This is a genomic window from Streptomyces sp. NPDC021115, from assembly GCF_044333065.1.
In the GTDB taxonomy this organism is placed as follows: domain Bacteria; phylum Actinomycetota; class Actinomycetes; order Streptomycetales; family Streptomycetaceae; genus Streptomyces.
The window spans coordinates 13,459-36,576 of record NZ_JBIRQF010000021.1; the positions used below are offsets into that span (position 1 = coordinate 13,459).

At 71.9% G+C, this 23,118-nt stretch carries 23 protein-coding genes and 1 tRNA gene; 8 read left to right on the forward strand and 16 right to left on the reverse strand.

Annotation, left to right across the window (positions count from 1 at the left end; translation table 11 throughout):
* Nucleotides 1–70 precede the first annotated feature (70 nt).
* Nucleotides 71–994: an FkbM family methyltransferase gene (locus ACH4TL_RS38285; protein WP_398325465.1), complete on the forward strand. Its 924-nt coding sequence runs from the start codon at nucleotides 71–73 to the stop codon at nucleotides 992–994.
* Nucleotides 995–1,006: 12 nt separating this feature from the next.
* Here ACH4TL_RS38285 and ACH4TL_RS38290 read toward each other — a convergent pair whose 3' ends face one another.
* The 3 genes from ACH4TL_RS38290 to ACH4TL_RS38300 all read right to left on the reverse strand — a co-directional run bounded on the left by ACH4TL_RS38290 (nucleotide 1,007) and on the right by ACH4TL_RS38300 (nucleotide 2,543).
* Nucleotides 1,007–1,765 carry a glycosyltransferase family 2 protein gene (locus ACH4TL_RS38290; protein ID WP_398325105.1) on the reverse strand — a complete coding sequence of 253 codons (759 nt, stop codon included), beginning with the start codon at nucleotides 1,763–1,765 and terminating at the stop codon, nucleotides 1,007–1,009.
* Nucleotide 1,766: 1 nt separating this feature from the next.
* Complete coding sequence (locus ACH4TL_RS38295; protein ID WP_398325108.1) at nucleotides 1,767–2,396, reverse strand: UTRA domain-containing protein; 630 nt, start codon at nucleotides 2,394–2,396, stop codon at nucleotides 1,767–1,769.
* 65 nt (nucleotides 2,397–2,461) lie between these two features.
* A tRNA-Tyr gene (locus ACH4TL_RS38300) sits at nucleotides 2,462–2,543 on the reverse strand.
* A 194-nt stretch (nucleotides 2,544–2,737) separates the two neighbouring features.
* On the opposite strand from ACH4TL_RS38300, the gene ACH4TL_RS38305 reads away from it, so the two are divergent.
* A complete protein-coding gene (locus ACH4TL_RS38305) occupies nucleotides 2,738–3,226 on the forward strand; it encodes a YajQ family cyclic di-GMP-binding protein (RefSeq protein ID WP_055556037.1) in 489 nt (162 codons plus the stop codon).
* Nucleotides 3,227–3,242: 16 nt separating this feature from the next.
* Here the strand turns inward: ACH4TL_RS38305 and ACH4TL_RS38310 are convergent, their stop codons facing one another.
* A complete protein-coding gene (locus tag ACH4TL_RS38310) occupies nucleotides 3,243–3,584 on the reverse strand; it encodes a hypothetical protein (protein WP_398325112.1) in 342 nt (113 codons plus the stop codon).
* Between the two features lie 120 nt (nucleotides 3,585–3,704).
* On the opposite strand from ACH4TL_RS38310, the gene ACH4TL_RS38315 reads away from it, so the two are divergent.
* The gene (locus tag ACH4TL_RS38315; RefSeq protein WP_398325115.1) at nucleotides 3,705–4,841 is read left to right on the forward strand and encodes a helix-turn-helix domain-containing protein; all 1,137 of its coding nucleotides are present in this window, start codon (nucleotides 3,705–3,707) and stop codon (nucleotides 4,839–4,841) included.
* Nucleotides 4,842–4,856: 15 nt separating this feature from the next.
* Here the strand turns inward: ACH4TL_RS38315 and ACH4TL_RS38320 are convergent, their stop codons facing one another.
* The 12 genes from ACH4TL_RS38320 to ACH4TL_RS38375 all read right to left on the reverse strand — a co-directional run bounded on the left by ACH4TL_RS38320 (nucleotide 4,857) and on the right by ACH4TL_RS38375 (nucleotide 16,092).
* On the reverse strand, nucleotides 4,857–5,249 hold the full coding sequence (locus tag ACH4TL_RS38320; protein WP_398325118.1) for a YccF domain-containing protein: 393 nt from the start codon (nucleotides 5,247–5,249) through the stop codon (nucleotides 4,857–4,859).
* A complete protein-coding gene (gene htpX / locus ACH4TL_RS38325; protein WP_398325121.1) occupies nucleotides 5,246–6,109 on the reverse strand; it encodes a zinc metalloprotease HtpX in 864 nt (287 codons plus the stop codon). Before htpX ends, ACH4TL_RS38320 begins: the two co-directional genes overlap by 4 nt.
* Before the next feature lie 133 nt (nucleotides 6,110–6,242).
* The gene (locus ACH4TL_RS38330) at nucleotides 6,243–7,793 is read right to left on the reverse strand and encodes an NADH-quinone oxidoreductase subunit N (RefSeq protein ID WP_398325124.1); all 1,551 of its coding nucleotides are present in this window, start codon (nucleotides 7,791–7,793) and stop codon (nucleotides 6,243–6,245) included.
* A complete protein-coding gene (locus tag ACH4TL_RS38335; protein WP_398325127.1) occupies nucleotides 7,793–9,388 on the reverse strand; it encodes a NuoM family protein in 1,596 nt (531 codons plus the stop codon). Before ACH4TL_RS38335 ends, ACH4TL_RS38330 begins: the two co-directional genes overlap by 1 nt.
* Before the next feature lie 3 nt (nucleotides 9,389–9,391).
* A complete protein-coding gene (locus ACH4TL_RS38340) occupies nucleotides 9,392–11,410 on the reverse strand; it encodes an NADH-quinone oxidoreductase subunit L (RefSeq protein WP_398325130.1) in 2,019 nt (672 codons plus the stop codon).
* On the reverse strand, nucleotides 11,407–11,814 hold the full coding sequence (gene nuoK, locus ACH4TL_RS38345) for an NADH-quinone oxidoreductase subunit NuoK (RefSeq protein ID WP_398325133.1): 408 nt from the start codon (nucleotides 11,812–11,814) through the stop codon (nucleotides 11,407–11,409). Before nuoK ends, ACH4TL_RS38340 begins: the two co-directional genes overlap by 4 nt.
* Nucleotides 11,814–12,374 carry an NADH-quinone oxidoreductase subunit J gene (locus ACH4TL_RS38350; protein WP_398325136.1) on the reverse strand — a complete coding sequence of 187 codons (561 nt, stop codon included), beginning with the start codon at nucleotides 12,372–12,374 and terminating at the stop codon, nucleotides 11,814–11,816. The genes nuoK and ACH4TL_RS38350 overlap by 1 nt, the downstream gene beginning before the upstream one ends.
* Nucleotides 12,371–12,964 (reverse strand): NuoI/complex I 23 kDa subunit family protein, encoded by a 594-nt coding sequence (locus ACH4TL_RS38355; RefSeq protein WP_398325139.1) that lies wholly within the window; start codon nucleotides 12,962–12,964, stop codon nucleotides 12,371–12,373. Before ACH4TL_RS38355 ends, ACH4TL_RS38350 begins: the two co-directional genes overlap by 4 nt.
* On the reverse strand, nucleotides 12,964–13,929 hold the full coding sequence (locus ACH4TL_RS38360; protein ID WP_398325142.1) for an NADH-quinone oxidoreductase subunit H: 966 nt from the start codon (nucleotides 13,927–13,929) through the stop codon (nucleotides 12,964–12,966). The genes ACH4TL_RS38355 and ACH4TL_RS38360 overlap by 1 nt, the downstream gene beginning before the upstream one ends.
* On the reverse strand, nucleotides 13,926–15,083 hold the full coding sequence (locus ACH4TL_RS38365) for an NADH-quinone oxidoreductase subunit C (RefSeq protein WP_398325145.1): 1,158 nt from the start codon (nucleotides 15,081–15,083) through the stop codon (nucleotides 13,926–13,928). Before ACH4TL_RS38365 ends, ACH4TL_RS38360 begins: the two co-directional genes overlap by 4 nt.
* Nucleotides 15,080–15,685 (reverse strand): NADH-quinone oxidoreductase subunit B, encoded by a 606-nt coding sequence (locus ACH4TL_RS38370; protein WP_398325148.1) that lies wholly within the window; start codon nucleotides 15,683–15,685, stop codon nucleotides 15,080–15,082. The genes ACH4TL_RS38365 and ACH4TL_RS38370 overlap by 4 nt, the downstream gene beginning before the upstream one ends.
* Nucleotides 15,676–16,092 (reverse strand): NADH-quinone oxidoreductase subunit A, encoded by a 417-nt coding sequence (locus ACH4TL_RS38375; protein ID WP_398325151.1) that lies wholly within the window; start codon nucleotides 16,090–16,092, stop codon nucleotides 15,676–15,678. The genes ACH4TL_RS38370 and ACH4TL_RS38375 overlap by 10 nt, the downstream gene beginning before the upstream one ends.
* A gap of 221 nt (nucleotides 16,093–16,313) precedes the next feature.
* On the opposite strand from ACH4TL_RS38375, the gene ACH4TL_RS38380 reads away from it, so the two are divergent.
* The 5 genes from ACH4TL_RS38380 to ACH4TL_RS38400 all read left to right on the forward strand — a co-directional run bounded on the left by ACH4TL_RS38380 (nucleotide 16,314) and on the right by ACH4TL_RS38400 (nucleotide 23,093).
* The gene (locus ACH4TL_RS38380) at nucleotides 16,314–17,576 is read left to right on the forward strand and encodes a sensor histidine kinase (RefSeq protein ID WP_398325154.1); all 1,263 of its coding nucleotides are present in this window, start codon (nucleotides 16,314–16,316) and stop codon (nucleotides 17,574–17,576) included.
* 142 nt (nucleotides 17,577–17,718) lie between these two features.
* A complete protein-coding gene (locus tag ACH4TL_RS38385) occupies nucleotides 17,719–19,056 on the forward strand; it encodes a sensor histidine kinase (protein WP_398325157.1) in 1,338 nt (445 codons plus the stop codon).
* Nucleotides 19,057–19,163: 107 nt separating this feature from the next.
* Nucleotides 19,164–19,823 carry a response regulator gene (locus tag ACH4TL_RS38390; protein WP_398325468.1) on the forward strand — a complete coding sequence of 220 codons (660 nt, stop codon included), beginning with the start codon at nucleotides 19,164–19,166 and terminating at the stop codon, nucleotides 19,821–19,823.
* A 245-nt stretch (nucleotides 19,824–20,068) separates the two neighbouring features.
* Nucleotides 20,069–22,018 (forward strand): 2-oxoacid:acceptor oxidoreductase subunit alpha, encoded by a 1,950-nt coding sequence (locus ACH4TL_RS38395; protein WP_398325160.1) that lies wholly within the window; start codon nucleotides 20,069–20,071, stop codon nucleotides 22,016–22,018.
* A complete protein-coding gene (locus ACH4TL_RS38400) occupies nucleotides 22,011–23,093 on the forward strand; it encodes a 2-oxoacid:ferredoxin oxidoreductase subunit beta (protein WP_398325163.1) in 1,083 nt (360 codons plus the stop codon). The genes ACH4TL_RS38395 and ACH4TL_RS38400 overlap by 8 nt, the downstream gene beginning before the upstream one ends.
* The last annotated feature ends 25 nt before the right edge of the window (nucleotides 23,094–23,118 follow it).

Below are 23,118 nucleotides of genomic sequence, written 5' to 3' on the forward strand. Positions count from 1 at the left end.
ATCGGGCGTTTGCCTGCGCACCGGCGGCCCGCACCGCCCGCCGCGAAGCCGGAGGTCTCCCGTGTCTCCCGTGATCCCGTGGCTCGACCAGGCCGCCCTGGACCTCGGCCGCGCGTACGTCCGCCACGCGCCCTGGAGCGCCGGAAAGCGGACCCTGATCGAGCGGCGCCTGAACGCCGCCCTCCGCGACCGCCCCCTGCACCGCCTGGCCCGCACCCGCTTCGGCGCCACCTTCGCCGTCGACACCCAGGACCTCATCCAGCGGTACCTGTACCTCTTCGGCGTCTGGGAACCCCATATGACGCGCTGGCTCCAGCGCAGGCTGCGGCCCGGCGACGTCTTCGTGGACGTCGGCGCCAACATCGGCTACTACAGCGTCCTCGCCTCACGCCTCGTCGGCCCCGGCGGGGCGGTGGTCGCGGTCGAGGCGTCCCCGAGGTTCCACCAGCTGCTCCTGCGCCACGCCCGGCGCAACGCCGGCACCAACATCCGCGCGCTCAACGCCGCCGTCTCCGACCGCGACGAGCTGCTGACCTTCGTCCTCGCCAGCTCCCGCAACATGGGCGCGAACAGCATCGTCCCCTACGACGGCCCCGCCGAGTCCACCTTCGACATCGCGGCCCGACCCCTGCCCGACCTCCTCACCGACGACGAGATCGCCCGGGCCCGGGTCATCAAGATCGACGTCGAAGGCGCGGAAGGCGGCGTGGTCCGCGGCCTCCTCCCCCTGCTCGACCGTCTTCGCCCCGACGCCGAGCTGACCATCGAGGTCACCCCGGACCGCATGGCCGACCTGGGCGAATCCGTCGAGGAGCTGCTGGCAGCCCTGACGTCCCACGGCTTCCACACCTACCACCTGGCCAACGACTACGCCGCCACCAGCTACCCACCCGCCCTGCGCCGCGCCCCCGAGGTCCCGACCCGCTGGCGGGGCCCGGTCACGGCCGAGAGCGACCTGGTCTTCTCCCGGGTCGACGCCGAGACCCTGCCCTGACCGCCGCGGGCGTCATCCCGCCTCGTACCGCCAGCCGTCCATCGCCGCCAGCACGCGGGCGCGGGCCTCGACGACCGCGAAGCGGGCCTCGCGCTCGGTCGCGTCCGCGTGGGACGCGTGGCTGGTGACCTGGCCCGGCCATTTGCGGTAGAGGAGGCCCGTCTCGGCGGTGAACCAGCCGCGGCTGACCGCGCTGAGGGCCAGCAGCAGGCCGGTGTCCTCGGAGGCGGGCAGGGCCATCCAGCCGCCGAGGGCCAGCAGCAGGTCGCGGCGGACGCACAGGGTCGCCGGGTGGACCTGGGCGCGGTAGTCGTGGGCCTTCCAGTGGCCGAGGACGGCGCCGCGCGCGAGCGGGCCCTGCGGCGGGTCGCCCTCGAAGCCGACGGTCGAGCCGTCGGGCAGCAGGTCCAGGGCCCGCGAGGTGGCCCAGCCGAGGCCGGGGTTGCCGGTCAGCGCGCGCAGGTCGCGGGCGAGGGCGCCGGGGGTCAGCATGTCGTCGGCGTCCAGCACCTTCACGTAGGCGCCCTCGGCCCGGGAGAGCCCCATCGTGCGGGCCATGGCCGCCCGCCCGGCCCGGCCCTGGCCGAAGCTGATCCGGTCGTCGTGGGGGACGTAGGGGCGTACGGCGTCGGTCTCGCCGTCCTCCTGGACGACCCACTGCCACTCCCAGCCGTCCGGCAGCTCCTGCTCGCACAACGACGCGTACGCGTCCGGCAGATGACCGGCGGCCGGAGCGTGGACCGCGGTGATGACCGTGATGGTGTTCGGCATGTCACCACCTTGTCAGGGGCGTCGTGAAGACGAGCTCCGTTCGGTCACCTGGCAGTCTCACGTCCGAGACCTCGACGACCCGGCCTGTCGTGTCGGTGCAGACCTTCCGCAGGAGGATCAGCGCTACGCCCTCCCCCAGGCCGAGTTCCCGGACTTCCTCCGCCGTCGGCGGGCGGGCCGTGACGCGCTCCTCGATACGGTCCAGCTCGATGCCGAGCGTGGCGAGCTGGCTCTGGGTGCCCCCGGGCCAGGGCTCGTTGGCGGCGTCGAGCAGCTCGGGGTTCGCGGCCACCATGTCGTGGACGAGATACGAGTGCACCAGCGCGAAGGGGGCGTCCTCCGCCCGGCAGTTGGTGCGGTACATCCGCTCCAGCAGCCGCGTCCCCACCGGCACCCCGAAGGCCGCCGCCAGGCCCTCGTCCGCCGTCGCCTCGCGGTACGCGGCGCGGAAGGCGAGATCGGTCACCTCGAGCCCGGTGTCGTACTCCGTGGCCCCGGTCCTCAGCCGCTCGGCCCGGGGCTTGCGCACCCGGTCCTTCTCCCACTGGTGCCGGTCGCTGCTCCGCCGGACGCGACAGCGCGGCGTCCCGGCGGCCAGCCGCGCGTCGGCGATCTGCTCGTACCTGGGCACGTTTTCAGCGTAATGACAACGGCCCCCGGCCGCGTTTCCGCGGCTCGGGGGCCGTTTTCCCAGCGTGGCGGCGCCAGGATTCGAACCTGGGTAGGCTAAGCCGACGGATTTACAGTCCGCTCCCATTGGCCACTCGGGCACACCGCCTGGGATGTGGCCAGGTGTCCTGCCCCGCTTTCGCGGTGCTGCTCCCTGGCAACGACGTAAACAATACCTGATGCCGGGGGGTGGTCCGCCACCCGGTTGATCGCCTCTGGATCATGGCCGGGATGGCTAGGCTGGCGCCTACGGTCCGCTGGGCCGTGCCACTGACGGATCTACGTACGAGGAGCCAACTCAAGATGGCCGACTCCAGTTTCGACATCGTCTCGAAGGTCGAGCGGCAGGAGGTCGACAACGCGCTCAACCAGGCGAGCCGCGAGATCTCCCAGCGCTACGACTTCAAGAACGTCGGGGCCTCGATCGACTGGTCGGGCGAGCGGATCGAGATGCGCGCGAACTCCGAGGAGCGGGTGAAGGCGATCCTCGACGTCTTCCAGTCCAAGCTGGTCAAGCGCGGGATCTCGCTGAAGGCGCTGGACGCGGGTGAGCCGCAGGCGTCCGGCAAGGAGTACAAGATCTTCGCGTCGCTCCAGGAGGGCATCTCCCAGGACAACGCGAAGAAGGTCGCCAAGATCATCCGCGATGAGGGCCCGAAGGGCGTCAAGGCGCAGGTGCAGGGCGAGGAGCTGCGGGTCACCTCGAAGAGCCGGGACGACCTCCAGTCCGTGATCGCGCTGCTGAAGGGGAAGGACCTGGACTTCGCGATCCAGTTCGTCAACTACCGGTAGGTGGTTCGCGGCCGCTTCACGGCACGCCGGGGCCTTGCGGGCCCCGGCGTTCGCGTGCGGCGGCCCCCTCCCCGGCGGCGGCAGCCGCCGCCAGCCGCTCGCCCCGGCTCTCGGCGATCCGCAGGGCGTCGCGGAGGGCCTCGGTCAGCCGGTGCGCCAGGTAGCGCAGCTCCCCGGCGTGCGCCCTGCGGTCGCCCAGCAGGGCGCGGGCGTGGGCCAGCAGTTCGGTGCCCATGTGCAGCTGCACGGCCTCGACCTCGTCCGCCCGCCGGTTCATCCGGCTGTCGGCGTCGCCGGAGGAGAGGTAGCAGGGCTTGCCGTCCGGGGTGGTCCAGGGCAGTAGGCGCAGGCCGTCCATCGTGCTTCTTCCCTCTCGTTGGTGCTGTTGCGGCCATCCTTGAGGGCGGGCCCGTACCTGCGGGAGTTGACGGACGTTGACTACGCTGAGGAGTCAACGGTCCACGCAGGGGGTCCCGCCATGGGCGATTTCGGATCGCGCGTTCGTGCTCTGCTCGCCGAGCGGGGCATGTCCCTGCGCGCCACCGCCCGTGCGCTCAATTACGACCCCGCCTACGTCTCGCGAGTGATCAACGGCAGACAGCAGCCCTCGGAGGCGCTGGCAGCGGCCCTGGACGGCCTGCTGGAGGCGGACGGAGCGCTGGTCTCGCTCAGAGTGCCCGAGGTGCGCCAGCCGGAGCCGGGCGCCGAGCGGCCCACCGGCGTCGACGGAGACATCGCGCACATGCGTGCCTCCGTCGCCCACCTGCTGGCGCACGACAACCGGTACGGCGGTACGGCGGTGGCACCGGCCGCCGTGCGGGTCTGGCGGGCGGAGCAGCGGAAGCTGGACCGGGGCGCCGTTCCCGACCGGGCGCGGGCCGGGTACCTGTCGGCTGTCGCCGAGCTTGCCGAGATCGCGGGCTGGCTGCTGTTCGACTCCCGGCAGTGGGACGCCTCGCGGACGGCGTTCCTGGAGTCCCATCTGCTCGCCCGGCAGGCCGGGGACAGGACCATGGAGTGGTTCGCCCTGGACATGCTCGCGATGCACGACGTACAGACCGGCCGGGCGGGCGAGGCGCTACGGATCGCGGACGAGTTGCTGACGGGGCTCCGCGTCCCGCCTCGCATCACGCTGCTCGCACGCGTACGCCGGGGCAGGGCGCTCGCCCAAGTGGGCGACCACCGGCGGGCGCTGGCCGAGCTGAGGGGCGCCAGGGCCGGTCTTGAGGACTCGATCAGCCCCCGGGACCCGGCGTGGGCGTGGTGGGTGAACGACAGCGAGCTCACCGGCCACGAGGGCGAGGCGCTCCTTGCCGCCGGTGAGGCCAGGGCCGCGATCCCCAAGATGCAGCGCGCGCTCGAACTGGCCTCGGCGGACTTCCCGGGCGGCCGGGGGGCGCTCTACTACAGCGTCGCCCTGCTGTCGGCGTACGCGGCCACCCGCGCGTGGCGTGAGTGCGAGGCGACGCTGGCCTCGATCAACACCCTGCTGGAGACGGTCACCTCCGAGCGCAGCCGCGACCGGCTGCGCACCACGCTGCTGGTCGTGGCGCACCAACCGGACGCTCCGCCCGCACTCCTGGACCTCGCGAGGCACACCGCGCGGGCGAGCTGAACCGGACGGACCGGCTCAGCGTCCGGTGAAGGGCTGGTCCGTGGGGACGATGTCGTGGCCGAGGGGGGTCAGGGAGATCGGGATCAGCTTGAAGTTGGCGATGCCCAGCGGGATGCCGATGATCGTCACGCACAGCAGGACACCAGTGACGATGTGGCCGAGGGCCAGCCACCAGCCCGCGAGGACGAGCCACAGCACGTTGCCCACGCAGGAGGCGGCACCGGCGTCGCGGCGGGGGACGGCCATGCGGCCGAAGGGCCACAGCGCGTACCCGGCGATGCGGAACGAGGCGATCCCGAACGGGATGCCGATGATGGTGATGCACAGCAGCAGACCGGCGAGCACATAGCCGCACGCCATCCAGAACCCGCTGAGTACGAGCCAGATCAGATTGAGAATTGTCTTCATCGATGGTCCCCCGCCATCTTTTCTAGTCGTGCGATGCGCTCCCGCATGGGCGGGTGCGTGGAGAACAGCTTGGACATGCCGCCACCCGCCCCGAACGGGTTGGTGATCATCATATGGCTGGCGGTCTCCAGCCGGGGCTCCGGGGGCAGCGGAAGCGCTTGTGCCCCTGCTTCGAGCTTACGCAGGGCGCTGGCCAGGGCCAACGGATCACCGGTGAGCTGCGCGCCGGACGCGTCCGCCTCGTACTCGCGGGAGCGGCTGACGGCGAGCTGGATGATGGCGGCGGCCAGCGGGCCGAGGAACATGATCAGCAGCATGCCGATGAATCCGGGGCCCTCGTCGTCGTCGGACCGGCCGACGGGGATCAGCCAGGCGAAGTTCACCAGGAACACCACCACGCTGGCGAGCGCCCCGGCGATGGAGGAGATGAGGATGTCGCGGTTGTAGACATGGCTCAGCTCATGGCCGATGACCCCGCGCAGCTCGCGCTCGTCGAGCAGCCGCAGGATGCCGTCGGTGCAGCAGACGGCCGCCTTGCGGGGGTTGCGGCCGGTCGCGAAGGCGTTGGGGGCCTCGGTCGGGGAGATGTAGAGCCGCGGCATGGGCTGGCGGGCGGCCGTCGACAGCTCGCGCACCATCCGGTAGAGCCCCGGCGCCTCGAACTCGCTGACGGGACGCGCCCGCATGGCCCGCAGGGCGAGCTTGTCGCTGTTCCAGTAGGCGTACGCGTTCGTCCCGAGGGCGACGAAGACCGCGATGATCAGCCCCATGCGGCCGAAGAAGCTGCCGATGACGATGATGAGCGCCGACAGTCCCCCGAGGAGTACGGCGGTCTTCAGCCCATTGTGCCGGCGGTGCACTGTACGCCCTCCCAATGATGCCCAGGGGAACCCCTTGACTGGTGTCTCCACCTTTCAGTGGAACCTCCTGAACTGGTCAACGCCAGCTCGGGGGCACTAGTTCCCTTGTGCACTTTGTGCACCTTGGGCGGCTCTACAGCAGGGCGCCCGAGGCGAATCGGAGGACGAGCTGGGGGGCGCCGGACAGGGCGATGCCGAGGACGGCGGCGAGTCCGATGGCGGCCGTCAGGGGGGCGGTGGACGCCACCGGGGTGACGGCGGTGCCCTCGGCCTCGGGGGCCGCGGCCGGTGCGCGGAAGAGGACCGTCGTCCACTGGAGGTAGTAGTAGAGGGCGATCACCACGTTCACCGCCATCACGACGGCCAGCCAGCCGAGCCCCGCGTGGACGGCCGTGGAGAAGACGGTCACCTTGGCGAAGAGACCGATGACGCCCGGCGGCAGTCCGGCCAGGCACAGCAGGAAGAAGCCGAGCGCGAGGGCGGCGGCCGGGCGGGTGGCGTACAGGCCGCGGTAGTCGGTGATGCGGCCGGTGGGGTGCGTACGGGCGACGAGGGCGACGACCGCGAAGGCGCCGAGGTTCACGGCCGCGTACATGAGGGCGTACGCGACGGTCGAGCCGATGGCGTGGACCGCGTCGTCGGCCGTACCCGCGTATCCGGCGGCCGCGATGGGGACCAGCAGGTAGCCCGCCTGGCCGACGGAGGACCAGGCCAACAGGCGTACGGCGCTGTGCGCGCGCTCGGGGCGCTGGCGCAGGGCGGCGACGTTGCCCGCGGTCATGGTGAGGGCGGCGAGGACGGCGATGGCCGGGCCCCACACGTCGTCGTAGGGCGGGAAGGCGAGGAGGGTCACCAGGATGAGGCCGGAGAAGCCGACCGCCTTGCCGACGACGGAGAGATAGGCGGCCACCGGGATGGGCGCGCCGACGTAGGTGTCCGGGACCCAGAAGTGGAAGGGCACGGCGGCGGTCTTGAAGGCGAAGCCGACCAGGGTGAGGACGGCGCCCGTCCGGGCGAGCGTGTCGAGCCGCGGGTCGACGTGGGCGAGGCCGTCGGCGATCTGCGTCAGGTGCAGGCTGCCGGTGGCGGCGTAGACGAAGCTGACGCCGAGCAGCATGACGGCGGTCGCGGTGACCGAGGAGAGGAAGAACTTCAGCGCGGCCTCGGAGGAGAGCCGGCTCTCCCGGCGGAGTCCGACGAGTGCGAAGGCGGGGAGGGAGGCCACCTCCAGGGCGACGACGAGGGTCGCGAGGTCCCGGGAGGCGGGCAGCAGGGCCGCGCCGGAGGCGGACGACAGCAGCAGGAACCAGAACTCGCCCGCGGGGAGCCGCAGATCCTGGATGCCGCTGATGGACAGCAGCGCGGTGAGCAGCGCCCCGCCGAACACCAGCAGCTGGATGACGAGGGTGAAGGAGTCGGCCGTGTAGCTGCACACGGCGGCGGAGCCGGAGCCGACGCAGAAGGTGGAGCGGTCGTCGTGGAGCAGCGGCAGCAGGCTGAGTCCGGCGAGGACGAGGCCCGCGATGGCCAGCCAGCCCAGCAGCGGCTTCCTGCGCTCGGGCAGGAAGAGGTCGGCGACGAGGACGGCGAGCCCGGCCACGGCGGCGATGGTGGGCGGGGCGACGGCGGGCCAGTCGACGGACTGGACGAGGCCCGCGGCGAGACCAGAGGCGAGCGGTGTCATCAGTTGCCTCCCGCGAGGATCTGCTGCACGGCCGGGTCGGTGAGGCCGAGGAGGGCCGCTGGCCACAGTCCGGCGAGGACGGTGAGGGCCACCAGGGGGCTCCAGGCGGCGAATTCGTAGCCGTGGACATCGGCCAGGGCGGGCCGGGCGGCGCCGTGTTCGGCCCCGGGTTCCACGGGGTGGTCGCCCATGCAGACGCGCCGTACGACGATGAGCATGTAGGCGGCGGTGAGCAGGGTGCCGAACCCGGCGAGCGCCATATAGGTGAGGTAGGCCGGGCGGCTGAGCCCGTCGGCGGGTTCGAAGGCGCCGAACATGGCGAGCATCTCGCCCCAGAATCCGGCGAGTCCTGGCAGCCCCAGGGAGGCGACGGCACCGAAGGCGAGCAGCCCGCCGAGGCGGGGCGCCCGGCCGTAGAGGGCCGCGCCGCTGGCGCCCGAGAGCTGGTCGAGGTCGGTGGTGCCGGAGCGGTCCTTGAGGGCGCCGACCAGGAAGAAGAGCAGGCCGGTGATGAGGCCGTGGGCGATGTTGGCGAACAGCGCGCCGTTCACGCCGGTGGGGGTGAGGGTGGCGATGCCCAGCAGGACGAAGCCCATGTGGCCGACGGAGGAGTAGGCGATGAGCCGCTTGAGGTCGCCGCCCGCGCCGGAGCGGGCCAGCGCCAGGCAGGCGAGCGATCCGTAGATGATGCCGACGACGGCGAACGCGGCCAGGTAGGGCGCGAAGGTGTGGGCGCCCTCGGGGACCATCGGCAGCACGATGCGGACCAGTCCGTACGTGCCCATCTTGAGCAGGACGCCCGCGAGGAGGACCGAGCCGACGGTGGGCGCGGCGGTGTGGGCGTCCGGCAGCCAGCTGTGCAGCGGCCACATCGGGGCCTTGACGGCGAGTCCGACGATGATGGCGAGGGCCGCGATGAGCTGGCTGGTGTGGCTGAGCGCGGCCCCATTGTCGGTGGCGAGTGCCACCATGTCGAAGGTGCCGCCCTTGACCCCGATGAGGAGGAGGCCGAGCAGCATGACGACGGAGCCGAGCAGCGTGTAGAGGATGAACCGCCAGGCGGCGCGCTCCCGTCCGGCGCCTCCCCACCGGTTGATGAGGAAGTACATCGGGATGAGCGTCATCTCGAACGCCAGGAAGAACAGCACCAGGTCGAGGACCGCGAAGCTGGCCAGCGTGCCGCACTCAAGGAGGAGCAGCAGCGAGACAAAACCCTTTGACGAGGGGGCGGAGCCTCCGGCGGGCATGTTCTTGTACGAGTAGAGCGCGCAGAGGAACGTCAGCAGCGCGGTCAGGACGAGCAGCGGCAGCGAGACGCCGTCCACGCCGAGGTGGACACGGATGTCCAGCGCCGGGATCCAGCTGATGTCGGTCTGGGCCTGCATCGTGCCCGGGCGGCCGTGGTCGAAGCCCGCGGCGAGCGCGATGGCGGCGGCGAGCACGGCGCCGGTGACGGTGACGCCGTGGCGCAGCACGGCCTGCTCCGGGTCGCGGCCCTTGAAGCCGGGCGGGGCGGGGAGCAGGGCGGCGACGGAGCCGAGCAGGGGGAGCACGACGACGGCCGCGAGGAGGTATTGCAGGACGGTGTGGTTCACGGGTCAGGCTCCCGCTGCGACGAGGACGGCGGCCACGGCCAGGACGAGGGAGCCCGCGAGCAGCACGCCGAGATAGGTCTGCACGTTGCCCGTCTGGGCGCGGCGGACGGCCGCGCCGAGCAGCCGGGGGGTACCGGCCGCGCCGCGTACGTAAGCCTCCACGACCTCACGGTCGAGGAAGCGGACGAGGGTGGCGGCGGCGCGCACGGGGCGGACGAACAGGGCGTGGTAGACGGCATCCAGGTGGAAGCCGACTGCCGCGTGGCGGTGGAGGGGGCCGAGGAGGAGGCGGCCGGGGTCGGCGGGGTCGGTGGCCCCGGCGATGGAGCCGTACGCGGCCTCGTGGGTGGCGATGGCCTCGACCTCGGAGACCGCGTCGGCGGCGTCGGGGTGGGCGGCCACGGCACCGAGCGGTACGCGGGCGGCCCGGGCCGAGGTGTGCCGCCACGCGGCGTACATGACGAGGACGCCGACGAGGGCGGCGCCGGTGCCGAGCACGGAGGTGGTGAGGGTCGGGGTGAGGGTCTCGCCGTCGAACCAGTCGGGGAGGGTGCCGTAGGACAGCCCGAGGGCGAGCGTGGGGACGAAGAGCACCCACAGGACGATGTTGAGGGCGGCCGGCTGCCTGCCGTGGTCGGGGGCCTGTTCGCCCTTGCCGCGGAAGGCGAGCAGCCACAGCCGACCGGCGTACGCGGCGGTGAGCAGCGCGGTGAGCAGCCCGGCCACGAGCACGGTCCAGCCGACGCCGGTGGGCACGGCGGAGGTGTGGCCGGTGGCGGCGTGCTCGGCGGCGCCGAGGACGGCTTCCTTGGAGAAGAAGCCCGCGAACGGCGGGATGGCGGCGAGCGCGAGCAGCGCGACCGTGACCGTCCAGTAGGCGTCGGGGATGCGCTTGGCGAGGCCGCTCATGCGGGACATGGCGGCGAGGGAGTTCGTCCCGGCCGCGTGGATGATCACGCCCGCGCCGAGGAAGAGCAGCGCCTTGAACGCGCCGTGGGCGATGAGGTGGAAGACGGCCGCGCCGCGGTCGTCGACAGCCAGCGCGCCGGTCATGTAGCCGAGCTGGCCGACGGTCGAGTAGGCGAGGACGCGCTTGATGTCGTCCTGGGCGAGCGCGGCGAGCGCCGAGCCGACCATGGTGACCGCCGCCATGGCGGCGAGGACGGCGAGCGCGGCGGCGGAGGAGACGAAGACGGGCAGCAGCCGGGCGATGAAGTAGACACCGGCGGCGACCATGGTGGCCGCGTGGATCAGCGCGGACACCGGGGTGGGGCCCGCCATCGCGTCCGGCAGCCAGGTGTGCAGCGGGAACTGGGCCGACTTGCCCGCGACCCCGGCCAGCAGCAGCAGCGCGATCAGGGTGGGGTGGTCCAGCGGGACGCCGGAGGTGCTGGCGGTGAGCCGGGCGTAGATCTCACTGATGCGGAACGTGCCGGTGTCCCCGGCGAGCGCGAAGATGCCGATCAGGAACGGGACGTCGCCGAGCTTGGTGACCAGGAACGCCTTCAGGGAGGCTGACCGGGCGGCCGCGGTCTCCCAGTAGTGGCCGACCAGGAAGTACGAGCAGATGCCCATGATCTCCCAGCCGACGAGCAGCACGATCAGGTCGTCGGAGTAGACGACGAGGAGCATCGCGGCGGTGAAGAGGGAGACGAGCGCGGCGTAGGACGGGTAGCGGGGGTCGTCCCGCAGATAGCCGGTCGAGTAGATCTGCACGCAGCACGCGACGACGCCGACGAGGACCGCGACCAGGGCGGCGAACCCGTCGATGTGCAGCGCCAGGTCGATCGGGACCGAGCCGGTGTCGGCGAGCCGGGTGGCGATCGTCAGCGGCGCCTTCCCGGCGCCCTCGCCGCCGCCCTGCCGTACGGCGACCAGCACGGCGAGCACGGTCGCGGCGAGGGTCGGCAGGATGGCGAGGGGGCGTACGAAGCCGGGGGCGCGACGGCCCAGCAGGAGTCCCGCGGCGGCACCGAGGAAGGGCAGGAGCGGGACGAGAACGGCGGCGGTCGTGGTCGTCACGCGGTCTGCCTCCGGGCGCCCTCGGTGTCGGGGCCGTTGTCAGTGGCGGCTGCCATGCTGTCGTCGCCGTCGTCCATGGGGTCCTGACCGCTCGGCGGGGGGTCGGCCAGGTCCCGGAGCCGGTCGACGTCGGAGGTGCCCCGGTTGCGGTAGACGAGCAGGACGATGGCGAGACCGATGCCGATCTCGGCGGCGGCGATGGCGATGGTGAACAGGGTGAGCGCCTGGCCCGCGTGCAGGGTGTCGCGGAGCCAGACGTCGAAGGCGACGAGGTTGAGGTTGACGGCGTTGAGCATCAGCTCGACCGACATCAGCACCAGGATCGCGTTGCGGCGGGCCAGCACGCCGTACAGACCGGTGCAGAAGAGGAGGACGGCGAGCACGGCGGGGTAGGCGAGGTGCATCAGCGCTTCTCCTCAACCTTCTTGCGGGACAGCACGATCGCGCCGACGAGCGCGGCGAGCAGCAGCACGGACAGCGCCTCGAACGGCAGCACCCAGTAGCGGAACAGGCTCTCACCGGAGACCGCGGTGGAGCCCTGTACGCCCTTGTCCAGCTCGATCCAGGTGGCCCGGAAGGCGTCCACGACCACCCACACCAGCGCGGCCGCGGCGGCGACGGCCACCGCGAGGGCGGCCGGGCGGTTGCCCGAATCGGCGTCCGGGGAGCGGCCGATGGGCGCCTTGGTCAGCATCAGCCCGAAGAGGAGGAGGACGACGACGGAGCCGACGTAGATCAGCACCTGCACCCAGGCGATGAACTCCGCGGTGAGCAGCAGATACTCCACGGCGAGCCCGCCGAGCGCCACCACCAGCCACAGCGCGGCGTGCACCAGTTGCTTGGTGGTGACGGTGACGACGGCCGCGCCGAACGTCGCGATGCCCACCAGGAGGAAGGCGATCTCCACGCCGGTGGGCGACAGGAACCCGTGGCCGGTGGCGGCCAGCTGGACCGCGGTGCTCACGAGGCGGCCCCGCTCTGCCCGTCGGCATCGCTGCCGTTGGCCTCGGAAGCCTCGGCGGCCTTGGCCGCCTCCGCCGCGGCGGCCTTCTCGGCGGCCTTGCGGGCGGCGGCGATCTCCTTCGGCTCCTCGGCGGCCGGGTCGAGCGCGGGCGGCGCGGGCACGGTCCACATCCATTCGCGGAGCTTGTCCCGCTCATGGGTGAGGTCGCGGATGTCCTCCTCCGCGTACTCGAACTCCGGCGACCAGAACAGCGCGTCGAAAGGACACACCTCGATGCAGATACCGCAGTACATGCACAGGGCGAAGTCGATGGCGAACCGATCCAGCACATTGCGGCTGCGCTCGCGCCCGCCCGGCGCCGCCGGGGGCACCGTCTCCTTGTGCGAGTCGATGTAGATGCACCAGTCCGGGCACTCGCGCGCGCACAGCATGCAGACCGTGCAGTTCTCCTCGAACAGCCCGATCACCCCACGGGTGCGGGGCGGCAGTTCGGGCTGGGCGTCCGGATACTGCGCGGTGTGCGACCTGCGGGTCATCGTGCGCAGGGTGACGGCCAGGCCCTTGGCCAGGCCGGAGCCGGGAATACCCATCAGGAAATCACCACCTTGACGACGCCGGTGAGGGCGATCTGGGCCAGCGAGAGCGGAATGAGGCAGGTCCAGGCGAGCTTCTGCAACTGGTCCTCGCGCAGCCGCGGATAGCTCACCCGCAGCCAGATCACGACGAAGGCGAGGACGGCCGTCTTGAGCAGCGTCCACAGCCAGCCCACGTCGCCCGAGAACGGTCCGTGCCAGCCGCCGAGGAACAGGACGGTGGTCAGACCGCAGAGGATCACGATGCCCGCGTACTCGGCGAGCAGGAAGAGCGCGAAGCGCAGCCCGGTGTACTCGGTGTACGCGCCGAAGATGATCTCGGAGTCGGCCACCGGGGCGTCGAACGGCGGCCGTTGCAGCTCGGCCAGCCCGGCGGTGAAGAACACCAGCCCGCCGACGATCTGCCACGGCACCCACCACCACTGGAACGCGTCGAGGATGCCGGGCAGCGACACCGTGCCCGCGGCCATCGCCACGGACGCGGCGGTGAGCAGCATCGGCAGCTCGTACGCCATGAGCTGGGCGGCCGTCCGCAACCCGCCGAGCAGGGAGAACTTATTCGCCGACGCCCAGCCCGCCATCAGCGAGCCCAGCACGCCGACGCCCATCACGGCGAGCACGAAGAAGATGCCCGCGTCGACGACCTGCCCGACCGCGCCGCTGCCGGGGCCGACCGGGATCGCGACCAGGACCAGCAGATACGGCAGCAGCGCGACGGCGGGCGCGAGCTGGAAGATCCGCCGGTCGGCCCCGGCCGGCACGACGTCCTCCTTCTGCGCGAACTTCACGCCGTCCGCGACCAGCTGGGCCCACCCGTGGAAGCCGCCCGCGTACATCGGCCCGAGGCGGCCCTGCATATGGGCCATGACCTTGTGCTCGGTCTGGCCGACGAGCAGCGGGAGGACCAGGAACGCGACGAGGAGGACGAGCAGTCGCAGCGCGACGTCGAGGACGTCGTTCACGCGGTGCCTCCTGGTGGGCCGTCGGGTCGGGTCGTCTCGTCGTGCGGTTCGCCGTTGCCGGGTTCACCGGTTTCCGGTTCGTCGCCTTCCGGTTTCGCGGTGCCGGGTTTCGCGGCTTCGGGTTTCGCGGCTTCCGGTTGCTCCGGGGCGCCCGGTTCCGCGGCGCCCTGCTCCGCGTCGTCTTGTGCCGGGCGTGCGTGGTGCCAGGGGGCGTCGGACGAGCGCGGCCGCCGCGCCGGGCGCTCGGTCGTTGCCGCGTCCGAGGCGTCGGGCTTGGCCGCGCTGTCGCCCTCGGGCGCCGGGGTCGGCTCCGGCGCCGTCGGTTCGGCGGCCGCCGCCTGCTGGCTCGCCGAGCCCGCCGACGCGCTGCGCGTGCGGCGGGCCGGGCGCTCGGGCGGGGCAGCGTCGGTGGTCTTCGGCTCGGCGGCCGCTTCGGACTGGGACGCCGAACCGGCCGACGCGGTGCGCGTGCGGCGCACCGGGCGGTCGCCCGCGGCGCGGGCGCCTCGGGCCGGGCGGGCCGGGGCGGGCGGGAGCTGGCCCTTGAGCGGGCCCCATTCGTTGGGGTCGGGCACGCCCGGGGGAAGCATCTGGCGCCGCTTGGGGCCGCCGTGGTCGGACTCCCCCGGCTCCTTCGCGCCCGGCCATGCCTTGGCGACCCGGGCCGCCAGCACGAAGTCCTTGCGCAGCGGGTGGCCCTCGAAGCTGTCGGGCAGCAGCAGCGGCGCGAGGCCGGGGTGGCCGCTGAAGCCGATCCCGAACATCTCGTGGGTCTCGCGCTCGTGCCAGGCCGCGCCCGCGTAGACGCCCACGGCGGTGGGCAGCGTGGCCGCGTCGTGCGGCACGGTGGTGCGGACCAGCAGGCGGCGTATGGCGGCGCCCGGGGTGAGGGCGGCGACGTGCGCGGCCACCCGGAAGCCCACGCCGGGCTCGTCCACGGCGCTCAGCCAGTCGAAGTAGGTGCAGCCGAGGGTGTCGCGGGCGGTCTCCAGCGCCGCGATCCAGGCGTCGGCGGGCACGTCGACCGTGAGCAGGCCGTATGACTCCTCGGCCGTGGCGCCCGCGCCGAACAGCTCGGGGGCGGGGCCCGGCAGCCAGCCCACCGCCTGCTCAGCAGGCTCGACAGGCTCAGCGGCCTCGGTCGGCTCGGTCATGGCGTGTCCTCCCCGGCGGCCGGGGGCGCGACCAGACCGCTGCGCAGCGCGGCCGTGGACGGGCGGCCGCCCTTCGCGTACCGCTCCCCCAGCGACTCGCGGGCGATCTTCTCCTGGAGCTTGAGGATGCCCTGGAGCAGCGCCTCGGGCCGGGGCGGGCAGCCGGGGACGTACACATCGACCGGGATGATCTGGTCGACGCCCTTGGTCACGGCGTACGAGTCCCAGTAGGGGCCGCCGCAGTTCGAGCAGGCGCCGAAGGAGATCACGTACTTCGGCTCCGGCATCTGCTCGTAGAGCCGCTTGACCGCGGGCGCCATCTTGTCGGTGACGGTGCCGGAGACGACCATCAGGTCGGCCTGGCGCGGTCCGGGCGCGAAGGGGATCACGCCGAGCCGGATGAAGTCGTGGCGGGCCATCGAGGCGGCGATGAACTCGATGGCGCAGCAGGCCAGCCCGAAGTTGAAGACCCACAGGCTGTAGCGGCGGCCCCAGTTCAGGACCACCTTCATCGGTTCGGGCGCCAGCCGGGCGAGCGGGCCGAGGCGGCGCGGCTCCGGGAGATCCACGGGAGCCTGCGCGGGGGTCGGTGTCACGTCCATTCCAGGACGCCCTTCTTCCATGCGTACAGCAGACCTACGGCGAGGAACCCGAGGAAGATGAACATCTCCACCAGGGTGGCGGCGCCGAAACCGGGCGCGGCGAAGACCGTCGCCCATGGGAACAGGAAGATCGAATCCACCGCGAAAATCACATACAAGAAAGCGTAGACGTAGTAGCGGACCTGGGTGTGTGCCCAGCTCTCGCCCACGGGGTCCACGCCGCACTCGTACGTCAGCAGCTTCTCGGGCGTCGGCACCACCGGCCGCAGCAGCCGCCCTGCCCCGAAGGCCACGGCCACGAAGAGCACCCCGACCGCCGCGACCAGGCCCACCACCGTATAGGCGTGGAAATAGTCGGCCGCGAGCGGGACGCCACTGGCCGCGCGTACGGTCGTCGCCTCCGGCACGTCCGCCCCTCGCTCCCTGTCCTGCCTGCTGCTCGTCGACCGCGTGTGTTCGACGATCCGTACGCACGGGAGTCTAGGCCCTACCGGCGGTGGGGTGATCCGCCCGTCCGGCATGCGGAGCGCGGAGCCCACGGAGGCTGGGGCTACGGGGGCTAGCCCTACTCGCGTCCGGCGATGTACCCCATGGCGCCGCCCGCCGGGGCGCGGCACTCTTTGGTGCCATGACCTCCAGTTCCCCCGACGGCTCCCCCGCCGGTTCCCCTGCCGGTTCCGGCGACGAGCGCGTCGAGCGGCTGCCGCGCCCGCCCGCCTTCGCCTATCCCGCGCAGACCTGGAAGGAGATCTCCCATCTCCTGCTCAATCTGCCGCTGGGCGTCTTCGGCTTCGTCTACGCCCTGATGTGGCTGGCCGTGGGCGTGGGCATGGCGGTCACGATCGGCGGGCTGCCGGTGCTGGCGCTGGGGCTGCTGGGCAGCCGGTGGTTCGCCCGGTGCGAGCGGAGCCGCGCCCGTACGCTGCTGGCGCTCCGGGTGGACGAGCCCAGCCGCATGCCGCGCGGGCTGGACGACGGCTTCTTCAGCTGGCTGTGGCGGAGCCTGCGGGATCCGGTGGGCTGGCGCGCCACGCTGTACGCGGCCATCCGGCTGCCCTGGGGCATCCTCACCTTCACCCTGACGCTGACCTCGCTGTTCATCGCCTGGCCGGTGCTGCCGTGGATCGCCAGGGCGCTGACCAACGTGGACCGGGTGATGGTGCGCGGGCTGCTGTCGCCGTCGGACGAGCTGGAGCGGCGGATCGCGGAGCTGGAGTCGGATCGGGGAACGGTGGTCGACACCGCCGCCGCCGACCTGCGCCGCATCGAACGCGACCTCCACGACGGAGCACAAGCCCGCCTCGTCGCCCTCGCCATGGACCTCGGCCTCGCCAAAGAAAAACTCGACGAAGACCCCCAAGCAGCCGCCCGCATGGTCGACGAAGCACACGGCGAAGTAAAACTCGCCCTCCAAGAACTCCGCGACCTCGCCCGCGGCATCCACCCCGCCATCCTCACCGACCGCGGACTCGGCCCCGCCCTCTCCGCACTCGCCGCCCGCTGCACCGTCCCCGTCACCGTCACCGTCGACCTACCCCAGCGACCCGCACCCGCCATCGAAGGCATCGCCTACTTCACCGTCTCCGAACTCCTCCAGAACATCAGCAAACACAGCCACGCCCACACCGCCGACGTGTCGCTGTCCCGGTCGGGCAGCCGGTTGCTGATCGGAGTGCGGGACGACGGGCGCGGTGGCGCGGCCCCGGCCGGGGGCGGCGGGCTGGCGGGTCTGGCCGAGCGCATCGAGGCGGTCGACGGCCGGTTCACGGTGGCGTCCCCGCCCGGCGGCCCGACCTCGGTGGACGCCGAGCTGCCGTGGCGCGACCGGGACGGTACGAGCCGTACGGGCGGCGTCCCCCGCCCCCCGGCGACGGCCCGCAAGACCCGGTAGGGCGGTGCGAGGGGTGGGGTTAGCCCCCGGGCGAAGACGCCGACCCGCTTCATGGCCGGGACCGCCGCTCCCCGGGACTCTGGATGACGACGACAGCGGACAAGCCGGGCACCGGCTTCGGTTCGGGAGGACGGACGACGAGATGGCCACCGCATACGGACCGTACGGGCCGGGGAGCGAGCCCCGGGGCGGCCTGGTGCCGCCGGTACTGCGCGCGCCGTTCCAGGCCCGCGTCTGGCGGGAGTTCCTCTATCTGCTGATCAGCCTGCCGATGTCGATCCTGACCTTCACGTACGCGGTCGTCATGCTCTCCCTCGGCGCGGGCCTCCTGATCACCTTCCTCGGCGTTCCGGTGCTCGGCGCCGCCCTGGCGGGCTGCCGGGGCATCGGGGTCGTGGAGCGGGCCCGCGCCCGGGCGCTGCTGGGCCTCGACGTGGCCGAGCCGGAGCCGGTCCGCGCGGCGGGCGGCAAGCGGGGGCCGGTGTCGTGGGTGGGGGCGCTGCTGAAGAGCGGCACGTCGTGGCGGCATGTGCTGTACGCGCTGCTGCACCTGCCGTGGGCGATCTTCGCGTTCACCGTGGGGATCGTGTTCGCCTGCTACGGCTGGGGGTTCGCGACGTATCCGCTGTGGCGGTGGGTCTTCCCCGCGTACCTCGACCGGCCGGGCATGGAACTGTTCGGGGACGACGAGCGAGGGTGGCACCTCTACCTCGACACCTCGTTCGAGATCACCGCGACCTGTGTCGTGGGGGTGCTGTTCCTGCTGGCGACGCCGTGGGTGATGCGGGCGCTGACGTCCGTCGACCGGCTGCTGGTGACCGGGCTGCTGGGCCCGTCCCGGCTGGCGTCGCGGGTGTGGGAGCTGGAGTCGGACCGGGGCACGGTGGTCGACACCGCCGCCGCCGACCTGCGCCGCATCGAACGCGACCTCCACGACGGAGCACAAGCCCGCCTCGTCGCCCTCGCCATGGACCTCGGCCTCGCCAAAGAAAAACTCGACGAAGACCCCCAAGCAGCCGCCCGCATGGTCGACGAAGCACACGGCGAAGTAAAACTCGCCCTCCAAGAACTCCGCGACCTCGCCCGCGGCATCCACCCCGCCATCCTCACCGACCGCGGACTCGGCCCCGCCCTCTCCGCACTCGCCGCCCGCTGCACCGTCCCCGTCACCGTCACCGTCGACCTACCCCAGCGACCCGCACCCGCCATCGAAGGCATCGCCTACTTCACCGTCTCCGAACTCCTCCAGAACATCAGCAAACACAGCCACGCCCACACCGCCGACATCGACGTGTGGCGCGCCGACGGCCGTGTGATGCTGCGGGTCGGCGACGACGGACGCGGCGGGGCGGGCAGCGGGGCCGGGGGCAGTGGGCTGGCCGGTCTTGCCGACCGCATCGAGGCGGTCGACGGGGTGCTGATCGTCCACTCCCCGCCCGGCGGCCCGACGTCGGTGACGGTCGAGCTGCCCTGGCGCTGACACGGTCCGCATGACGCGCGCTATACGCGGCGGATTCGTCCGAATCCTGGAATGCTGGCCCCGACAATTCGAACGGCAACTGGGGGCCGGGCATCGTGGAAGACAGAGTGCGGGTGGTCATCGCCGAGGATTCGGTGCTGCTGCGGGAGGGCCTGACCCGGCTGCTGACCGACCGCGGCCATGAGGTCGTCGCGGGCGTGGGGGACGGGGAGGCGCTGGTCAAGACGGTCCGCGCGCTGGCCGACGAGGGCGCGCTGCCGGATGTGGTGGTCGCCGACGTACGGATGCCGCCCACCCACACCGACGAGGGGGTACGGGCCGCCATCCAGCTGCGCCGCGACCATCCGGGGCTCGGGGTGCTGGTGCTGTCGCAGTACGTGGAGGAGCAGTACGCGACCGAGCTGCTGGCCGGGAACAGCCGCGGCATCGGCTATCTGCTCAAGGACCGGGTGGCCGAGGTGCGCGAGTTCGTGGACGCGGTGGTGCGGGTGGCGAGCGGCGGTACGGCGCTGGATCCGGAGGTCGTAGCCCAGCTGCTGGGGCGCAGCCGTAAGCAGGATGTGCTGGCCGGGCTCACCCCGCGGGAGCGGGAGGTCCTGGTCCTGATGGCCGAGGGCCGGACGAACGGGGCCATCGCCAGGCAGCTGGTGGTGAGCGACGGCGCGGTCGAGAAGCACGTCAGCAACATCTTCCTGAAGCTCGGCCTGTCGCCGAGTGACGGGGATCACCGCCGGGTGCTCGCGGTGCTCACCTACCTCAACTCCTGACAGTGCCGGTCGAGCGCCGGTCGTAGGACCAAAGCGGCACCAAAGGCCGAGTGACGGGGATCACCCGAAATGACACCACGGGGGACGGGGAAAGTCGTGCCACATTGTCATATAGCGGACACTTGGCGCGGGATCCGCCAAGGGATCCGGCCAAGGAAGGCCAGCCTTACCGACGTACGATGGTCATGGGACAACCGGTCGGCACCGACGGTCCAGGTGCGCCGCCTCGAGGGAGGTCCGAAGCAGTGACCAGCCAGGTCAGCCCGGCCGAACAGGCCGAACCAGCCGATCAGCAGGGCGAGCGAGGGCTCGCCGGGGAACGGGGAACACCGGACGGCGGCAAGGAGGTCCGCCGTCTGGATCGTGTGATCATCCGATTCGCGGGTGACTCCGGTGACGGTATGCAGCTCACCGGAGACCGCTTCACCTCGGAGACGGCGTCCTTCGGGAACGACCTGTCGACCCTGCCGAACTTCCCGGCGGAGATCCGCGCCCCCGCCGGAACCCTGCCCGGAGTGTCGAGCTTCCAGCTCCACTTCGCCGATCACGACATCCTCACCCCCGGCGACGCGCCGGACGTCCTGGTGGCGATGAACCCGGCCGCGCTCAAGGCCAACCTGGGCGACGTACCGCGCGGCGCCGACATCATCGTCAACACCGACGAGTTCACCAAGCGCCCGATGGCGAAGGTCGGCTACGACCGCAGCCCGCTCGAGGACGGCTCGCTGGAGGCCTACCAGGTCCACCCGGTGCCGCTGACGACGCTGACGGTGGAGGCCCTGAAGGAGTTCGGGCTGTCGCGGAAGGAGGCGGAGCGCAGCAAGAACATGTTCGCGCTCGGCCTGCTGTCGTGGATGTACCACCGGCCCACGGAGAACACCGAGGCGTTCCTGCGCCAGAAGTTCGCCAAGAAGCCGGAGATCGCCGAGGCGAACGTGGCGGCCTTCCGGGCCGGGTGGAACTTCGGCGAGACGACCGAGGACTTCGCGGTCTCCTACGAGGTGGCGCCCGCCGCGACCGCCTTCCCGGCGGGTACGTACCGGAACATCTCCGGCAACCTTGCGCTGTCGTACGGGCTGATCGCCGCGTCCCAGCAGGCGGATCTGCCGCTGTTCCTGGGCTCGTACCCGATCACCCCGGCCTCCGACATCCTGCACGAGCTGAGCAAGCACAAGAACTTCGGCGTGCGCACCTTCCAGGCCGAGGACGAGATCGCCGGGATCGGCGCGGCGCTGGGGGCGGCGTTCGGCGGGCAGCTCGCGGTGACCACCACCTCCGGCCCCGGCGTGGCGCTGAAGTCGGAGACCATCGGTCTCGCGGTGTCGCTTGAGCTGCCGCTGCTGGTGATCGACATCCAGCGCGGCGGGCCGTCCACCGGACTGCCGACCAAGACCGAGCAGGCGGATCTGCTCCAGGCCATGTACGGGCGCAACGGCGAGGCCCCGGTGCCGATCGTGGCGCCGAAGACCCCCGCCGACTGCTTCGACGCCACGCTGGACGCGGCGCGGATCGCGCTCACCTACCGCACCCCGGTCTTCGTGCTCTCCGACGGCTATCTGGCCAACGGGTCGGAGCCGTGGCGGGTGCCGGAGGTCGACGGGCTGCCGGATCTGCGGGTCCAGTTCGCGACCGGCCCCAACCACACCACCGAGGACGGCACCGAGGTCTTCTGGCCGTACAAGCGCGACCCGCAGACCCTGGCCCGCCCCTGGGCGGTGCCCGGCACCCCGGGCCTCGAACACCGCATCGGCGGCATCGAGAAGCAGGACGGCACCGGCAACATCTCCTACGACCCCGCCAACCACGACCACATGGTCCGCGTCCGGCAGGCCAAGGTCGACGGCATCGAGGTCGAGGAGCTGGCGGTCGACGACCCGACGGGCGACGCCCGCACCCTGGTGCTGGGCTGGGGCTCGACGTACGGGCCGATCACCGCCGCGGTGCGCCGGGTGCGCCGCGCGGGCGACCGGATCGCGCAGGCCCATCTGCGCCACCTCAACCCCTTCCCGGCCAACCTCGGCGCGGTGCTGGCCCGGTACGACAAGGTCGTCGTGCCCGAGATGAACCTCGGCCAGCTCGCCACCCTCATCCGCGCCAAGTACCTCGTCGACGCCCGCTCCTTCACCCAGGTGCGGGGGCTGCCGTTCAAGGCCGAGCAGCTGGCGTCGGTCCTCAAGGAGGCCATCGATGACTGAGACCCTCTCGCAGCCGCCCCTCGCCCTGACCGAGGCGCTGTCCCTGGTGCCCAAGGCCGAGGGCAAGCAGTCCATGAAGGACTTCAAGTCCGACCAGGAAGTGCGCTGGTGCCCCGGCTGCGGCGACTACGCGGTCCTCGCCGCCGTGCAGGGCTTCATGCCCGAGCTGGGGCTGGCGAAGGAGAACATCGTCTTCGTCTCCGGCATCGGCTGCTCCTCCCGCTTCCCGTACTACATGAACACCTACGGGATGCACTCGATCCACGGCCGCGCCCCCGCCATCGCCACCGGCCTCGCGGCCTCGCGGCGCGATCTGTCGGTGTGGGTGGTCACCGGTGACGGCGACGCGCTGTCCATCGGCGGCAACCACCTCATCCACGCCCTGCGCCGCAATGTGAACCTGAAGATCCTGCTCTTCAACAACCGCATCTACGGCCTCACGAAGGGCCAGTACAGCCCGACGTCCGAGGTCGGCAAGATCACCAAGTCCACCCCGATGGGCTCCCTGGACGCACCCTTCAACCCGCTCTCCCTGGCCATCGGCGCCGAGGCGGGCTTCGTCGCCCGGACCGTGGACTCCGACCGCAAGCACCTCACCCAGGTGCTGCGCGAGGCCGCCGCCCACCCGGGGACCGCGCTGGTGGAGATCTACCAGAACTGCAACATCTTCAACGACGGCGCCTTCGAGGCGCTCAAGGACAAGGAGCAGGCCGAGGAGGCCGTGATCCGGCTGGAGCACGGGCGGCCGATCCGCTTCGGCGTCGACGGCGCCAAGGGCGTCGTACGGGACCAGGCCACCGGCGATCTGGAGGTCGTCGCGGTCACCCCGGAGAACGAGGGCCGGATCCTCGTCCACGACGCCCACGCGACCTCCCCTACCACCGCCTTCGCGCTGTCCCGGCTGGCCCACCCGGACACCCTCCACCACACCCCCATCGGGGTGCTGCGGGACGTCCGGCGGCCGGTGTACGACGACCAGATGTCGACCCAGATCGACGCCGCCGTCGAGCGCAAGGGCAAGGGCGACCTCGGCGCGCTGCTCGCGGGGAACGACACCTGGACCGTAGTCGGCTGAGCCGTACCAGGTCCGACAACCAACG

Excerpts from the sequence above, each read along its gene's own strand:
- ACH4TL_RS38290 (WP_398325105.1), bottom strand. The coding sequence starts at position 1,765 with ATGCCGAACACCATCACGGTCATCACCGCGGTCCACGCTCCGGCCGCC.
- ACH4TL_RS38305 (WP_055556037.1), top strand. The coding sequence starts at position 2,738 with ATGGCCGACTCCAGTTTCGACATCGTCTCGAAGGTCGAGCGGCAGGAG.
- ACH4TL_RS38310 (WP_398325112.1), bottom strand. The coding sequence starts at position 3,584 with ATGGACGGCCTGCGCCTACTGCCCTGGACCACCCCGGACGGCAAGCCC.
- ACH4TL_RS38315 (WP_398325115.1), top strand. The coding sequence starts at position 3,705 with ATGGGCGATTTCGGATCGCGCGTTCGTGCTCTGCTCGCCGAGCGGGGC.
- ACH4TL_RS38320 (WP_398325118.1), bottom strand. The coding sequence starts at position 5,249 with ATGAAGACAATTCTCAATCTGATCTGGCTCGTACTCAGCGGGTTCTGG.
- ACH4TL_RS38330 (WP_398325124.1), bottom strand. The coding sequence starts at position 7,793 with ATGACACCGCTCGCCTCTGGTCTCGCCGCGGGCCTCGTCCAGTCCGTC.
- nuoK (WP_398325133.1), bottom strand. The coding sequence starts at position 11,814 with ATGCACCTCGCCTACCCCGCCGTGCTCGCCGTCCTCCTCTTCTGCACC.
- ACH4TL_RS38355 (WP_398325139.1), bottom strand. The coding sequence starts at position 12,964 with ATGGGTATTCCCGGCTCCGGCCTGGCCAAGGGCCTGGCCGTCACCCTG.
- ACH4TL_RS38365 (WP_398325145.1), bottom strand. The coding sequence starts at position 15,083 with ATGACCGAGCCGACCGAGGCCGCTGAGCCTGTCGAGCCTGCTGAGCAG.
- ACH4TL_RS38370 (WP_398325148.1), bottom strand. The coding sequence starts at position 15,685 with ATGGACGTGACACCGACCCCCGCGCAGGCTCCCGTGGATCTCCCGGAG.
- ACH4TL_RS38380 (WP_398325154.1), top strand. The coding sequence starts at position 16,314 with ATGACCTCCAGTTCCCCCGACGGCTCCCCCGCCGGTTCCCCTGCCGGT.
- ACH4TL_RS38385 (WP_398325157.1), top strand. The coding sequence starts at position 17,719 with ATGGCCACCGCATACGGACCGTACGGGCCGGGGAGCGAGCCCCGGGGC.
- ACH4TL_RS38400 (WP_398325163.1), top strand. The coding sequence starts at position 22,011 with ATGACTGAGACCCTCTCGCAGCCGCCCCTCGCCCTGACCGAGGCGCTG.